Raw genomic sequence first — 14,752 nt, 5'->3', positions numbered from 1 at the left:
TGTTTTTTTAATGTAATAACTCTTATTTCGTCTTCCTCGCATCGATCAAGCTTTGGATTTCATCACGTTCATTCTTTTGTAGTAGGTCGATGATTTTACTACCAACAACTACCCCGTCACCAATTGAAGACATATCCCGTACGTGATCAGTAGTAGAGATACCGAAACCTGCTAAAACAGGAACTTTAGAAGCTTCTTTTAAACTTTGAAAATGTTTCTGTAAATCTACTTCGAAATTTTTACGGGCACCTGTTATTCCATTGACAGTTATAGCGTATAAAAATCCTTGTGAAGCTTGAGCAATTTCTTTTTTTCTTTCTTCAGAACTGGTTAGTGAAACAAGTTGGATTAGGGCGACCTCATGTGCATCGAGAGATTCTGAGATTAACTCTTTCTGTTCAAGTGGAAGATCAGGTATGATTAACCCGTCAACACCAGCTTCTACTATGTCTGATACGAATGACTCGATTCCATATTTAAAAATGGGATTGATATACGTCATGAAAATAATCGGCGCCTTAATTTTTTCTCGTCCGGACTTGAGGGTTTCAATTACTTGATGTAAAGTAACCCCTTCACTGAGTGCGCGTTTGCCCGCTTCTTGAATCGTCGGCCCATCTGCGACGGGGTCAGAAAATGGTATGCCTAGTTCTATGGCACTTGCACCTGATTGATCGAGAAATTCTAGTGTGGGTAATAGCTGATCGATTCCCCCATCACCTGCCATAATATATGGAATGAATAATTTGTTTCCCTGTTCCAAGTCCTTATCGAAAATTTCTTTCATATAATTTTTTCCGTGAGTAGTTTGCTTCTTAACTGATTTCATCATGATTCCTCCTCTCCTTATTGTCCTAATATGTCTTTCACGGTTTCTACGTCCTTATCACCTCTACCGGATAAACAAATCACCAAGGTTTCATTTTCGTTCATTTTTGATGCGATTTTAATCGCGTGGGCAATAGCATGCGAGCTTTCCAAAGCGGGTATGATTCCTTCTGTTCGAGACATTTTTTGAAATGCTTCTAAGGCTTCATCGTCAGTAATACCTGCATACTGTACACGGTCCATGTCTTTTAAAAGACTATGTTCCGGCCCGACACCTGGGTAGTCCAGACCAGCAGAAATGGAATGTGCCTCTTGAATTTGACCGTGCTCATTTTGAAGTAAATACATCATCGACCCATGTAAAATGCCGACTGACCCTTCTGTTAGCGTTGCAGCGTGCCTGTTGGTATCTACACCTGATCCAGCCGCTTCAACACCGTACAATCGAACACCTTCGTTTTCGATAAAAGGATAGAACATTCCCATCGCATTGCTTCCACCACCGACGCAAGCTACAACGGCATCAGGTAGCGTTCCTTCTTTTTCGAATAGTTGTGTTTTCGTCTCTTGGCCGATGACACTTTGAAAATCGCGGACCATCTTAGGAAATGGATGTGGTCCTAACACTGAACCCATGATGTAATGGGTGTCTTCGATATTCGTGACCCAATATCTCAACGTTTCATTGACCGCGTCTTTCAGAGTTGCGCTTCCCTGGTCGACTCCACGTACTTCAGCTCCAAGCAATTCCATGCGAAAGACATTTTGTTTCTGTCGTCTCATATCCTCAGTTCCCATGAAAATCACACATTCAAGATTCAACAGAGCACACACAGTCGCCGTAGCAACACCATGTTGACCTGCTCCAGTTTCAGCTACTACTTTCTTTTTGCCCATCCGTTCGGCTAATAACGCTTGCCCAATTGTATTGTTTATTTTATGGGCCCCTGTATGGTTCAAATCTTCGCGCTTCAAATAGATTTTTGCGCCACCTACTTGTTTAGACAAGTTCTCAGCAAAATATAGAGGGTTTTCGCGCCCTACATAGTCTTTTAATAAAGAATTCAAACGGTCTTGGAACTCTTTATCTTGCTTAGCTTCATCATATGCCACTTCTAATTCTTTTACTGCACCCATCAATGTTTCAGGAATATATCTTCCTCCGTAAGGCCCGAATTGTCCTTTGGAATCTGGAAAAGCATAACTCATGTCAAACACTCCTTTAAAAATTATCAGTTATTGTTTTTGACTTGTTTAATAAATCGCTGAATTTTCTCGATATCTTTTACACCATCTGTTTCGACACCACTTGAGACATCGACTACTGCAGGGTTAGTTGTGCTGATCGCTTCAGTGACATTGTCTTCGTTTAATCCACCAGCTAAAATAAAACGTTCGCGGTCAAGGGTATCTTGGTCGATCAATGACCAATCGAAAGTCGTGCCGTTTCCCCCTCGGTAAGGGCCGTTTGCACTGTCTAATAAAAAATATGAGGCGCTTGAGTATTGGTCTAGGATCTGTAAGTCACTTTCGTGTCGTACGCTTAGTGATTTGATATATGGAATACTCAGTGTTTCACAAAAGTCAGGTTCCTCATCGCCATGTAATTGAACGTAATCCAAACCTACCAAGCGCGCGGTTTCTAAAAGTTCCTGCTTAGGAGCGTTGACGAATACTCCGACTTTTTTTACTGTTTCCGGCACATGTTGAGCGATATCTCGAGCTTGATTCAATGAAACTTTCCGTTTACTTTCGGCGAAAACAAATCCAATCATTTCTGCTCCTGCATCGACAGCCGCTTTAGCGTGTTCTGTTTGTTGTATGCCACAAATCTTTACTCCAGTCATGATGTGAATTCTCCTTTGTTGACCAAATCAGATTTCAAGGTGTCTCCTTTTTTAACTCTGAAGTTTGAGATCATCTCAGCTACTGTACCGCTTGTCATTAATGTTTCGCCAATCAGTAATCCATCGACACCAGCTTTTGCCACTCTTTCTGCATCTTCCTGTGTTTTCATTCCGCTTTCGCTAATAATCGCAGTCTTTGCACGATCGATCTTGGAAGCTAAGTGTTCAGTTGTTCCTAAATCAACTTCAAATGTTTTCAAATTCCGATTATTAATTCCGATGATTTTTGCTTCGATTGATTGTGCTCTGACTAACTCTTCCTCATTGTGTACTTCCAGCAAGACTTCAAGGTTTTGACTGGTAGCGTAGTCGTGCAGTTTTTTTAATTGATCTTGATCCATTGCCGCAGCAATTAACAAAATAACGTCCGCTCCAGCTTGCTTTGCTCGATCAATTTGAATTTCATCGATTATAAAGTCTTTACAAAGAACTGGTAGGCTGATTTGTTGGCTGACTCGGTATAAATCATCCATCGTTCCTTTGAAGAACGGTGTATCAGTCAAGATTGAAATAGCACCAGCTCCACCTCGTTCATAAATAGAAGCTTGATCTACAGGCTCCATATGGATGTTGATGTCACCTTTTGAAGGAGAGGCGCGTTTGATTTCAGCGATGATTTCTAGATGATCCGAGTCCTTGAAATGACTATATAAACTTTTCTTCTGTTCTTTCAGAGGACTGTCTTGATAATTCAACCCCAAAAATTTTAGCTCTCTTACTTCCTTACGCTTCTCATTTAAAATTCGGTCGAGGATTGTTTCACTCATGACGACATCGCCTGCTTTCTGGTTTGACTATATCTAACTAAGTAATTCAACTTCTCTTTGGCAGCCCCTGATTCAATGCTTTGACGGGCTTTATCTATCCCGTCTTTAGCATTGTCTGCAAGGCCAGATGCGAACAGTCCTAGTCCTGCATTCAGTAAAACCGTATCTAGGTAAGCGCTCGGTTCACCATTTAGGACGCTTTCTAAAATTCGTGCGTTTTCTTTAGCATCTCCGCCAACTATTTGTTCGTTCGAATACGTCGGTAGGTCGACATCTTCCGGTTTAAGTGTGAAAGGAATCAGCTCTCCATCTTCTAATAAGACCAGATGGTTTTCTCCAGCAAGAGAAGCCTCATCCATATACCCAGCTCCATTGACTACAATAGCCCGCTTCCTTCCCAGTTTGTGGAGAACCGTTGCCATCTTCATCAACATATCTCTTTGGTAGACTCCGAGGAATTGCGTTTCTAGAGTCACAGGATTCGTCAAGGGCCCGATTAAGTTGAAAATGGTCGGGACACCTAGAGCGTTCCTTACTTTCATGATTGGCTTCAACTGATGATGTACGTGCGGAGCAAACAAGAAGGCGATTCCGTTTGTCTCAAGTAATTCCTCTACTTCGTTGCCAGAGAAATCAAGAGCCACGCCAAGTTCCTCTAGTACATCGGCACTTCCTGTTTTGCTGGAAACACTGCGGTTCCCGTGTTTCGCAACTCTTGCACCAGCTCCAGCTAAAACGAATGCTGATGTGGTACTGATATTAAAACTGTGTGACCCGTCGCCACCCGTGCCGCAATTATCTGTTATATGAGGGATGTTCTTTTCTATAGGCATCGCCTTTTCACGAAGTACTTCTACAATTCCTGTGATTTCTTCTGGTGTTTCACCTCGCACTCTTAAAGCGGTTAAAACAGATGCGATCTCACTTTCAGATGTCGATGGGTCGAATAACTCTCTAGAAAGCCCCTTGATGTCATCTCGAGATAATTTATTTCCTTCAAATAATTGATTAAGTAATTTTTTCATTTGATCTTCACCTCTGTCGTTTCTTTTAAGAAATTTTCAAGCAGCTGTTTCCCAGTTTCTGTTCCAATGGATTCTGGGTGAAACTGCCAACCTACAACCGGAAACGCTTGATGCTCTATTGCCATCAGCTCTCCATCATCCATTGCGATCGCAACCTTTTTGAAAAAAGGAGGGAGGGTCAATGGATCGACTGCTAATGAGTGATATCGCATGACCTCCAGTGGTTGAGGGAGAAATTGAAAGGCTCCAGATCCCTGATGACGAATGAACGAACGTTTACCGTGCATCAATCTTTTAGCTTTACTGACTGTTGCACCAAAAGCCTTTGCGATGATCTGATGTCCTAAACAAATACCAAGAATCGGTGTTTGCTGATAGAAGTTCCGAACAATTTCGATTGTTTGCGTCGCCTCTTCAGGTTTTCCTGGTCCAGGGGAAAGGACGATTGCCTCAGGATTCATATGTTCGATTTCATCGAAGGTTATTTGATTCGGTCTGACAACTTGAACGTTCTTCCCAAGCTCTTGTAAATATTGTGATAAGTTATACGTGAAAGAATCATAATGATCAATCAGTAAAATCATTCATTGCACCTCCAGTAAGGATTTTGCTTTATTCAATGTTTCTTCGAATTCATTTTCAGGGACGGAATCATAAACGACTCCTGCACCTGCTTGAACATGCGCTTTGCCGTCTTTGAGGACCATCGTCCTTATAGCCAGTGCTAAGTCAAGGTTCCCGTTCACTCCTAAGTATCCGACAGCACCTGAATATACGCCTCGCTTCGTCTTTTCCATTTCGTTGATTAACTGCATCGCACGAATTTTCGGAGCGCCACTAACTGTTCCTGCCGGTAAGCAAGCGATCAGGGCATCAATCGGTTGGGATGAATCATCCAGAACTCCTTTTACTTCAGAAACGATATGCATCACCGTCCGGTACCTTTCAATCAGCATGTATTTACTCAATTGAATCGTTCCAGGTTTACTTATTCGTCCCACGTCATTCCTTCCCAAATCAACTAACATCTGGTGTTCCGCTATTTCTTTTTCATCTTCAAGCAGTTCTTTAGAAAGCAATCGATCTTCTGTTTCGCTTTTACCTCTTTTTCTGGTGCCAGCAATCGGATTCGTAGTTACGTTACGTCCATCTACTTTGATCAAGCTTTCTGGTGAGGCTCCAAGGACGACGTACTCATTAAAGTCGATATAGAACATATAAGGTGATGGATTTCTTTTTCTTAATTTACGGTAAAAAGAAAACGGATCGCCTGTATAAGGGCTACTTAACCTTTGAGATAAAACGACTTGAAATATATCTCCCTCTTCAATGTGAGTGCGTGCCTTCTTGACTAACTCCTCATATTTTTCCGTGCTCATATTCGACCGGTAATCGGTGGCATGGAATGGCTCGAGTTCTTGAAGTGCAATTGATTGAGCCAGTTGTTGTTCCATATCATATAGCGCTTTCTGGTGATTGACAGTTTCGTTGGTGATCCACTGATCCACAACCGTAATATAAATTTTTTGCATCAAATGATCATAGACAATGAGCCTGTTATAAAATAAAAAATGTATATCTGGCATCTCGAGATCATCCGATTCTGCTTCATCTATTGCTTCGAACCGTTTGGCTACATCGTAAGCAAAATAACCGATACCCCCAGAGGGGAAGGGGAGAGAGAAATCTCTATCTACTGAGTGTTCTAGGTGTCTTTTCAACCAGGTAAAAGGATCTTCATCACTAGTTTCCGATTCGCTTTTAACCAAATCTATTAATTTCATTTGCGTCTTGTCAGCTTTCATTTCAAAGAAGGGATCAGAGCCGATGAAGGAATATCGACCAGAATCTTCGTGCTTCAATGAACTTTCAAGTAAAAATTTATGGGTACCTTCTAAGTTCATGAAAATTGAAATCGGTGTATGTTGATCACCTTCTAATTCTCGGAATGAAACATTTATATGCGTCATCTTCAGAACCTCACTTTTGGTTTAATGTGATTAAGTAATGCATAAAAAAATCCTCTGCAAACACAAAAAACTGTGCTTACAGAGGACGATTCACTCGCGGTGCCACCTCAGTTGAGAAGATAAACTTCTCCACTCGAACCAGTATCCAGCTATGCAATATACGATTTACTGCTGAAAAAAGTGGATAAAAAAAGGGTTTCCTGTCCTAGAAAAGGACGGGAAACCCGTGGTGCCACCTTCGTTAACCGACGTAAAACGTCAGATCACTTCAACAGTATCGAAGCATAAGCTTGAATACCTGTCTCTTGTAACGATGAGACGTTCGCTGACCATACTGATAACTAAAGTTACGTTGGGTCAGAGGCTCAGAAGGCCATTCCTTTCAACGATCACGCTAGTTCACACCAACCACTAGCTCTCTGAAGTGCTCGATTAAAAGTACTCTTCTTCGTCAATGCCATTTCCGTTATGAATGTTGTAACCTATCATATGACGGTAAATATTAAATGTCAAGAAAAAGTTTAATTTTTACTTACTTGGTATGCTACTAAGCCGAAAAGTCCCCCGATGAATAAAACTCCACCGCCTAAGAGGAACCAGCTTGTATTAATCGGTTTATCTGGCTTTTCTACCTCTTTTAAAGCTAATGTTTTCTGGTCTTTGAGAAATTCATTTTCTTCAGATGTATCACTTATCACTTTGGAAGGGCTGCATAGTGGATTTTCCCAAGTTCTGATTTGTTCATCCAAGAAAAGAATATAGGTCGATCCCTCTTCTGTACGCTGTCCCCATGAGACATCTTCTTCAAAAATGATCCAGTCTTTTTCTACTCCTTTGTAGCTCTTTTCTACTTTTACACGAACATAATTATTGCTGGAATTCTTTTTATAGACTGCATCGATCGAGCCGATCACAACCCCATCATAACTTTCAAAAGATTCTTCGATTGAAGGGGAGTCACTGGATAAAGCTGTACTAGTAACTGGAAGTAGAAAGATCATACTAAGTATCATTAAAAGACCTGTTATAAATCTCATGAAAAAACTCCTTTAATGACATAGACGATATCAGAAGCCTCAATGTTACAAAAAGAAAGTTAACTTACCGGAATTTTTTCTGCAACGACCGTATGATTTCTTCCTTGTTCTTTTGCTCGGTACAAGGCGTTGTCCGCTTCTTGATAGAGTGCATCATCAGAATTCATTTCACGGTCATACTGTGCAATCCCAATCGAAATCGTTAGTTGGATATGGTCTGTTTTATTTAGTTTGAAAGGATGATGCTCGACCTTTTTGCGAAGGTTCTCAGTAATATCTATTACTTGATCAATCTTCTTACCACAATAAATGATGGAAAATTCTTCACCACCATTTCGAGAAATCGTGGCCTCATTCCCTAAATTATCTTTGAAAATATCTGCGAGTTGTTTCAATATTTCATCCCCGGCTTTATGACCGTGAGTATCGTTGATCTTTTTGAAATGATCGATATCCATCATCACTAATATGCAGGGTACTTCATTGTCCCGGGCATTTTTCAAACACTCATCATAATAGTGATAAAAAGTTCTCACATTATATAGCCCTGTTAGATAATCGATCCTCGAGAATTCACGGTATTTGAAAAAAAGCTCACTGCTTTTTCGGATATATAGGGTGAAATAGAATGCAAGCATACCTCCTACAACTGTGCATATTACATGCAAGAATGCTGCATAAAGCACATTCGAATATATAGGTGAAACGATATATAAAGCGATGGAGAAAATCAGCTGTGTGTAGAGTAAAATGACTGTCCACTTTTTCCATACTCCTAAGGTCAAATACTTGGATAAAATCCCGGCACCGAGTCCGATGAAGAACATCATGAACAACGCTACATGAGATGAAAAGTTAATATCGATCATATAGCGGCCAATTGAAATGACACCCGCAGCAATCAGTGAAGGAACAATACCACCGAAAAATGCGACAATCGCAACAGGTACATGTCTCAAGTCCAAAATAGTAATATCATTTGTGGCAATACTATAATGCATTAAAATGATTCCAAGCAAACCTGCTAATATTCCGTCTGAAAGTTTAATCCATAGAGGTGAGTGAAGCTTTAGCGGACTTTTTCGGAATAGTTGATGCCAGACGAAAATAAAAGTCATCAGAATAGAAACATTAACCAACAAGTCACTGAGCATAAGCGGCACACACCTCTTTTCTGAATGTTGAAATATTTAATAAATTATACCATATAATTAATACTTATTGCTCATAAAACGACATAATTTTCAGGAAGAAAAGCTTATCATTGTTAGTAAAAGGAATTGCAAACGGGTGTGTAGAAATATAGAGTGGGGTGATTAAATGATTAATTTAAAAGAAATTCAGGAAGCCAAAAAGAGAATTAAAGATACAATCCATGAAACACCAATTCTGCAATCTGAACAATTGTCGGAGCAGATAGGTGCACAAATCTTTTTGAAATCAGAACATCTTCAGAAAACTGGATCTTTCAAAATCCGTGGAGCAACTAATCGAGTGAAGCAAGCAGTGGATGAGGGAGCAAAGTTCATTACAGCAGCCTCTTCAGGGAACCATGGACAAGCAGTAGCTTATATCTCGAATCAATTAGGCATACCTGCGACTATTGTGGTACCAGAAGATGCAACTAAAAGTAAAGTTCGGGCGATTGAACAATACAATGGCACAGTTGAATACTGTGGGACAACTTCTGCTGAAAGAATCCCGAGGGCCAAAGAATTGGCTGAACAACATGGTGGTATTTTTGTTCCACCTTATGATCATCCACACATCATGGCAGGGCAAGGAACTGTCGGTTTAGAAATACTTGAACAAGTTAAAGGTGTGGAAGTGATTTATATCCCTATAGGTGGCGGGGGATTAAGTTCTGGGATTTTAACAGCCGTGAAGGAAACAAATCCAGACATAAAAGTTATAGGAGTGGAGCCATCGATTGCCAACGACGTGTATTTGTCATTGAAGAATGGAGAGATCACTCCGGTAAATGGCACTGAAAACTCAATTGCAGACGGCTTAAGAACAACGCAACCTGGAGATATGACTTTCCCAATCTTACAAAAATATCTAGATGACATCGTATTGGTAGAGGAAGAAGAAATCAAATGGGCGATGAGCTTTGTCTTAGAACGGATGAAACAGATGATCGAACCTTCTAGCGCTACGGCTGTAGCTGCGGCTATCAAGGAGCGAGATCAAATACAAGGAAAGAAAGTGGTCTGTGTGATCTCAGGCGGTAATGTGGATATAGCTACAATTTCTGATTTATTAGTAGACACAAAGCGATAAAAGGGGAATTTTTTTGAAGAAAATAATGTTAGGATTAGCTTTGCTCGTACTGGCCGGATGTAGTTCAGTTTCGGGTTCCGGGGGTATTGGTACAATCACTTTCGTTGAGGATTCGGAGTCTCAGAAGATGTTCAACAGACTGAATGCCGGTGTGATCATGGAGTATGACTTAGAGTTGGAAGGCGCTGATGATTTAGAAGTAGAAATGTGGGTCGATGCCTACCAAGACGGGGTAAAATTAGAAGAAAATCCCTTGTTTAAATTGAGTAATTATTATCAAGAGGGTAAGGTGAATGACCGAGTGGGTTTTTCCATATTAGATCCAGGCAAAGATTCTTCTGTAGTCATTTTTTCCGATAAGGCTAGTCATGGTAGTTTTCGAAATGAGCATAAAGACAAATCGGTTTTTGAAGAGGGTCTGTCTCGTGGGGGACATTCTATTTCAGACGAGGAAATGGTTTTAAAAGAAGGAGAAGAGCAAGTAGTAGGATTTTGTTATCAATCACACGATGATGGTATAAGGGGCTTTGAACTTGAAAACTACGAAGAAGCAATAGATTACGCAAAGAATATACTAGTTTTCAATGTGAAAATATCAGCAAAAGAATAGAGGTAGCTGAGTGGAAAAGTTACTTTCGGTAGAAGAGAGGGAGCTGGATTGAACAATGACTGGAATGATGAAGAGTTAGCAGTGCATTTGGAAGGGCTTGAAAAGAATCTATTAAACCATGAAGTGAGAACTTCTTATGAAGATTTCGATCGATTGTTAGCTGATGATTTTGTGGAGTTCGGGAGTTCTGGAAGAGTATTTGATAAGAGAGAGCAATTAGAAGCCACAAACGCATCTGATGAAGTGTTAGTCATGCATTTAACTGATTTTCACTTGAACAGGCTTGCAGAAGATGTTGCTCATGTAACTTTCAAGGTATACAAAGAAAATAACAATCAATACTCGCTCAGAAGTTCGATTTGGAAGTTGAATGAGGATAGGTGGCAGATGTTTTTTCACCAAGGGACGAATATTGTTTAAGGGGTAATTCTTAATGAGTAATGCGGATGTACACATGAAAGTGGAGAAAAAGAGTGATATTGGGCAATTGCTACAGGTTATAGGTGGAATTATTACATTCATTGGATTTATATTACTATTTACTTCGGTACCTATAGGTGTCGGTATCTTAGCGCTTGGATTGATAATACTGATGGTAGCCCATATATTTTTTGTTCTGGACACGATCAATCGAAGGTTGTTTGAAAATAACTTCATCCTTCAGAGTGAACGGGATGAAATGATAGATAATGAAGGTGAGGACGTAGGATGAAGAAGCATGTTTGGCCTGTTATATTAACTTTGTGCATCATTTTAATGGCAGTACTGTTTATTGTTCAGATACCTGAAATCAAATCGGAACAGCCAAACCTTACCTTTGGTGCTAAGCAACATGCTGAGGTTGATGCTGGTGAAAAGCGAAAGGGCGAAGTATCTGTAAATGGAGAAACGGGAAGTAATGACTCTAGCACCTACTTTGAGCAGGTAGCAGATCAACCAAAGGAAGAAAAAATGGATTTCATTAAACAGCACGTACAACTAAACTGGACGAAACAAAACGTTGTTGAATTTTTTCGTGGATATAAATATGTAGAAGTGAGAGGAGCAATGGAGAACAGGCAAATTTACCAATATGACTTTGGTAAAGAAGAAGGTTATGAGTTTGTTCCAGAATTAGATGAAGTCGATCTTCAAGGAATTGCTGACGGAAAACTTGAGCTTTCGGTTGGAGTTGCTTTTAGTAACGAGGTAGACGAAATAGATTTTTTGGTGATTAATTATTTGAATGATACCACTGGAAACCCTGAGTCATTCTATCGCATGGCAGTAGCGGGTGGAGAGGTCTATGAAAAGGTTGATATCCACGAGACGATTTATTAGGCAGACAAAAGTCCAATAGGGAGCTCCCTATCGGACAATATCTACTAAACTTTCCTACCAAATATATTTAGGTAACCGAGGGAGTAAGAGGTTATGACGATAACGAAAAACATCCCTACGATAGCCCCGAAGAAGACCCAGTCTCTTGTTCGCACCTTCATCTCATGATAATGGGTACGGTCGCGCTCATCGGTGAAGCCTTTAGACTCCATTGCAATGGCCACCCTTTCAGCTTTTCGGATAGCGTTAGCTAGTAAAGGGATCGAATAACGCTTGAACTGGTTGATTCTCCCTCGAATGCCACGAGATCTTTTCACGCCGCGAATGCGGTGTGCCTTTCGCAAAACAGATAACTCTTCTTGGAAAGTAGGGAGGAATCGATACCCAGCCAAGATTCCATAGGTCAACTTTGGCGGAAGCTTTAATTGCTGCATCAGACTTAACATGAATTTCGTCGAATCAGTTGTTAGCACAAACAGCAATGATAACGATAAGAAACACATGGACCTTAATGCCAAGCTAATCGCAATCATCACGCTGCCCGTTGTTACATCAAATTCCCACACTTCGAATAATACTTCACCACCAGCGTATGTATCGCTGGCATAAAGCATCGTCATCCACGCGAAACCCAAAACCAATACTAAGAATGCACTGAAGATCTTGAGCCATTTAACAATTGATATTCCTGAAATGGTAAACGTCACTAATAGGATGAAAATGAAATAGGCTAGTGGTGTGAATATATCAAACATGAACCCCAGGAGAACTCCAGGGATCAAGACCGCTATAGCTTTTACACTCGGATTAATAGAGGAGATCATAAACAGCTTCCTCATCCATATCATTTCTAAAGCGAACTCGGTGAGGCTTCCTCAACCTTGAACGGTTCAGTAACTCGTTATTTCTCCAAAGTGATTTAGGCTTTCCTTGGAAAGCTATACTTCCTTCATTCAATACCATTACCCGGTCACAATAACGGTCCACTAATTCCATATCGTGTGTAACCATAACTATAGCAACCCCCATTTCAGTCAACTCGATCATTTTTTTCATTAATTCACTAGAAGTTTTTGCGTCCTGTCCGAACGTAGGTTCATCGAAAAGAAGTAGATCTGGTGTTTCATCCAACATCGTGGCGACGCTTAATCTTCTTTTTTGCCCTCCACTCAGCGAAAACGGATTCTTCCATTTTTCTTTTTCTAAATGAAAGAAGTGCATCAACTCACTAACAGTGGAATTGATTTTTTTATCATCTGCATGATTCAACCGCAATCCAAAAGCCAATTCATCATATACAGTGTCGGTGATGAACTGATGCTCAGGGTTTTGAAAAACGAACCCCATCCTTTTACGGAGGTCATTTTCGCCCCATTCTGAAATGGGTTGACCAAGGAAGTTAATTTTCCCTTCATTTATAGGGAGAAGGGCAGATATTATCTGTAGTAAAGTCGATTTTCCTGCTCCATTTTCACCTGCAATTGCGATGATTTCTCTTCTGTGGATATCCATGGAAATATCATTAAGAATTTGTTTTGATTTTCTTGAAAAAGATACATTTTCAAGCGATAAAATTTTTTCTGATGATACACGAGGTTTAGGTTGAGTAAAGGCGAGTGCTGGTGTATCCTGAAATTCTTTCGGCAGAAATATACCTTCCTCATTCAATAACTCTTGGTGGTTGGTGAAAATATATTCAGGCTTATCGTCGAGAAGTATTTCTCCTTTACTATCAATAACAATCAATCTAGAAGCGGCTTCTTGCCAATCCTCTGCTTGGTGCTCTATTACAAGTAAACTTATATTCTGTTCTTGTTGGATTCTCTCAATTAATTGAATAAACTCAAGACTTGATACAGGGTCTAGGTTAGCTGTTGGCTCATCTAATATGAGTAGTTCAGGTTCCATCAACAATACAGCAGCTAAGGCTATTTTCTGTTTTTGACCTCCAGAAAGTTCATGAATCTTCTCATGTCTGTATTTTTCCATCCCTATGGTTTGAAGGATATTCCCGATTTTACAATCGATTTCCTCACGTGGAACACTTAAGTTCTCCAATGTAAAAGCAAGCTCATCCTCCACAGTGATCATGCAAAATTGACTCTCTGGATCTTGGAAAACGATACCTATTTTTTGATTCAGTACACCCTTTTTCATTTCCGAAATATCGTGGCCCATAAATAAGACTGAACCTTTTGAATATCCCTCTACGGCTTCTGGGTACAAGCCGTTCAGGCAAAGAGCGAGGCTGCTTTTGCCTGATCCACTAGACCCCATTAATAAAATGGTTTCATCATCATTGATTGAAAACGATAAATTATTTAACGTCCATTCACTTTTTTCATAGCCGAAAGAGAAATTCTTCAACTCGATTAATGGTGGTTGATTTTGAAAGTTATGCTGCACGGTCTTCACGTTGTTCTTGCTTCTCCTTTCCAAGAGCATATCCACGCACGACGCCTGTCTTCGCTAATTGGTCACTCAGCCATTTGCCGAGTACACCTGCCAGTAATGCACCACTGATCAGTCGGACGACAAACGTAGCAATAATCAACCATGGGGCTAAAATGATGTTCCCTGAAGAATATAGATGCCAGAAGAAACTGAAGAAGGCAGCAGATACTCCGGCTAAGACTAATATTCTTAGACGATAATCTCGCCATTTAGTCAGTGCAAATGGAAGCTCTGCACCAGCCCCTTGAACAGCGGCAGTAAGAATCAACGCAGGACCTGCAGGACTACCAACTAGCACCTGTACCACCCCGGCAATGACTTCAGAAGTGAATGCAGCTCCAGGTTTTCGGATGATATAAGCTGCTATGATCGAAACGATGAACCAAATGCCGAAAATGATCTCATAGCCAAATGCCGCAAGGCCGAACGGAGTCAAGATATTTCGAATCACTTGACCGAAAAAGAAAAACAATAAATATACTAAAGCAAAGACCACACCCAGTATGGACATTAAAACGATCTCTTTTAACTTCCAATTTGCTAACACATCA

The 14,752-nt window shown here is 40.4% G+C and carries 17 protein-coding genes and 1 other annotated feature; of the genes, 5 read left to right on the top strand and 12 right to left on the bottom strand.

The window, feature by feature from the left end; all coding sequences use genetic code 11:
- Positions 1-22: 22 nt before the first annotated feature.
- The 9 genes from trpA to CEY16_RS10365 form a co-directional block, all read right to left on the bottom strand.
- The gene (gene trpA / locus CEY16_RS10405) at positions 23-829 is read right to left on the bottom strand and encodes a tryptophan synthase subunit alpha (protein ID WP_274379939.1); all 807 of its coding nucleotides are present in this window, start codon (positions 827-829) and stop codon (positions 23-25) included.
- Between the two features lie 17 nt (positions 830-846).
- Complete coding sequence (gene trpB / locus CEY16_RS10400; RefSeq protein ID WP_101331949.1) at positions 847-2,037, bottom strand: tryptophan synthase subunit beta; 1,191 nt, start codon at positions 2,035-2,037, stop codon at positions 847-849.
- A 23-nt stretch (positions 2,038-2,060) separates the two neighbouring features.
- Positions 2,061-2,675, bottom strand: coding sequence for a phosphoribosylanthranilate isomerase (locus CEY16_RS10395; RefSeq protein ID WP_101331948.1), 615 nt, complete (start codon positions 2,673-2,675; stop codon positions 2,061-2,063).
- Positions 2,672-3,502 carry an indole-3-glycerol phosphate synthase TrpC gene (gene trpC / locus CEY16_RS10390; RefSeq protein WP_101331947.1) on the bottom strand — a complete coding sequence of 277 codons (831 nt, stop codon included), beginning with the start codon at positions 3,500-3,502 and terminating at the stop codon, positions 2,672-2,674. The genes CEY16_RS10395 and trpC overlap by 4 nt, the downstream gene beginning before the upstream one ends.
- Positions 3,499-4,527, bottom strand: a complete 1,029-nt coding sequence (gene trpD, locus CEY16_RS10385; protein WP_101331946.1) for an anthranilate phosphoribosyltransferase — start codon at positions 4,525-4,527, stop codon at positions 3,499-3,501. Before trpD ends, trpC begins: the two co-directional genes overlap by 4 nt.
- Positions 4,524-5,111: an anthranilate synthase component II gene (locus CEY16_RS10380; RefSeq protein ID WP_101331945.1), complete on the bottom strand. Its 588-nt coding sequence runs from the start codon at positions 5,109-5,111 to the stop codon at positions 4,524-4,526. Before CEY16_RS10380 ends, trpD begins: the two co-directional genes overlap by 4 nt.
- Positions 5,112-6,497: an anthranilate synthase component I gene (trpE, locus tag CEY16_RS10375; RefSeq protein WP_101331944.1), complete on the bottom strand. Its 1,386-nt coding sequence runs from the start codon at positions 6,495-6,497 to the stop codon at positions 5,112-5,114.
- A 208-nt stretch (positions 6,498-6,705) separates the two neighbouring features.
- Positions 6,706-6,961: a binding site (T-box leader), on the bottom strand.
- 57 nt (positions 6,962-7,018) lie between these two features.
- Complete coding sequence (locus CEY16_RS10370) at positions 7,019-7,534, bottom strand: SH3 domain-containing protein (RefSeq protein WP_101331943.1); 516 nt, start codon at positions 7,532-7,534, stop codon at positions 7,019-7,021.
- 59 nt (positions 7,535-7,593) lie between these two features.
- Positions 7,594-8,688 carry a diguanylate cyclase gene (locus CEY16_RS10365; protein ID WP_101331942.1) on the bottom strand — a complete coding sequence of 365 codons (1,095 nt, stop codon included), beginning with the start codon at positions 8,686-8,688 and terminating at the stop codon, positions 7,594-7,596.
- Between the two features lie 166 nt (positions 8,689-8,854).
- Here CEY16_RS10365 and CEY16_RS10360 point away from each other — a divergent pair, with 166 nt between their 5' ends.
- The 5 genes from CEY16_RS10360 to CEY16_RS10340 are packed head-to-tail and all read left to right on the top strand — an operon-like array spanning position 8,855 to position 11,747.
- Positions 8,855-9,817, top strand: a complete 963-nt coding sequence (locus tag CEY16_RS10360) for a threonine ammonia-lyase (RefSeq protein WP_101331941.1) — start codon at positions 8,855-8,857, stop codon at positions 9,815-9,817.
- A gap of 13 nt (positions 9,818-9,830) precedes the next feature.
- Positions 9,831-10,427: a hypothetical protein gene (locus CEY16_RS10355; RefSeq protein WP_101331940.1), complete on the top strand. Its 597-nt coding sequence runs from the start codon at positions 9,831-9,833 to the stop codon at positions 10,425-10,427.
- 48 nt (positions 10,428-10,475) lie between these two features.
- Entirely contained in the window at positions 10,476-10,847 is a 372-nt protein-coding gene (locus CEY16_RS10350) for a nuclear transport factor 2 family protein (RefSeq protein ID WP_238378832.1), read from the top strand.
- Positions 10,848-10,860: 13 nt separating this feature from the next.
- Positions 10,861-11,139, top strand: a complete 279-nt coding sequence (locus CEY16_RS10345; protein ID WP_101331939.1) for a hypothetical protein — start codon at positions 10,861-10,863, stop codon at positions 11,137-11,139.
- Complete coding sequence (locus CEY16_RS10340; RefSeq protein WP_101331938.1) at positions 11,136-11,747, top strand: hypothetical protein; 612 nt, start codon at positions 11,136-11,138, stop codon at positions 11,745-11,747. The genes CEY16_RS10345 and CEY16_RS10340 overlap by 4 nt, the downstream gene beginning before the upstream one ends.
- Before the next feature lie 44 nt (positions 11,748-11,791).
- Here the strand turns inward: CEY16_RS10340 and CEY16_RS10335 are convergent, their stop codons facing one another.
- The 3 genes from CEY16_RS10335 to CEY16_RS10325 are packed head-to-tail and all read right to left on the bottom strand — an operon-like array spanning position 11,792 to position 14,748.
- Positions 11,792-12,571, bottom strand: a complete 780-nt coding sequence (locus tag CEY16_RS10335) for an energy-coupling factor transporter transmembrane component T family protein (protein WP_101331937.1) — start codon at positions 12,569-12,571, stop codon at positions 11,792-11,794.
- The gene (locus tag CEY16_RS10330; RefSeq protein WP_238378831.1) at positions 12,555-14,162 is read right to left on the bottom strand and encodes an ABC transporter ATP-binding protein; all 1,608 of its coding nucleotides are present in this window, start codon (positions 14,160-14,162) and stop codon (positions 12,555-12,557) included. The genes CEY16_RS10335 and CEY16_RS10330 overlap by 17 nt, the downstream gene beginning before the upstream one ends.
- On the bottom strand, positions 14,143-14,748 hold the full coding sequence (locus tag CEY16_RS10325; protein WP_101331935.1) for an ECF transporter S component: 606 nt from the start codon (positions 14,746-14,748) through the stop codon (positions 14,143-14,145). The genes CEY16_RS10330 and CEY16_RS10325 overlap by 20 nt, the downstream gene beginning before the upstream one ends.
- Positions 14,749-14,752 lie beyond the last annotated feature (4 nt).

It is taken from the genome of Halalkalibacillus sediminis, from assembly GCF_002844535.1.
GTDB classification, from domain to species: Bacteria; Bacillota; Bacilli; order Bacillales; family Alkalibacillaceae; genus Halalkalibacillus_A; species Halalkalibacillus_A sediminis.
The sequence above is the reverse complement of the archived record's forward strand: the minus strand, read 5'-3'. Positions and strand labels throughout refer to the sequence as shown.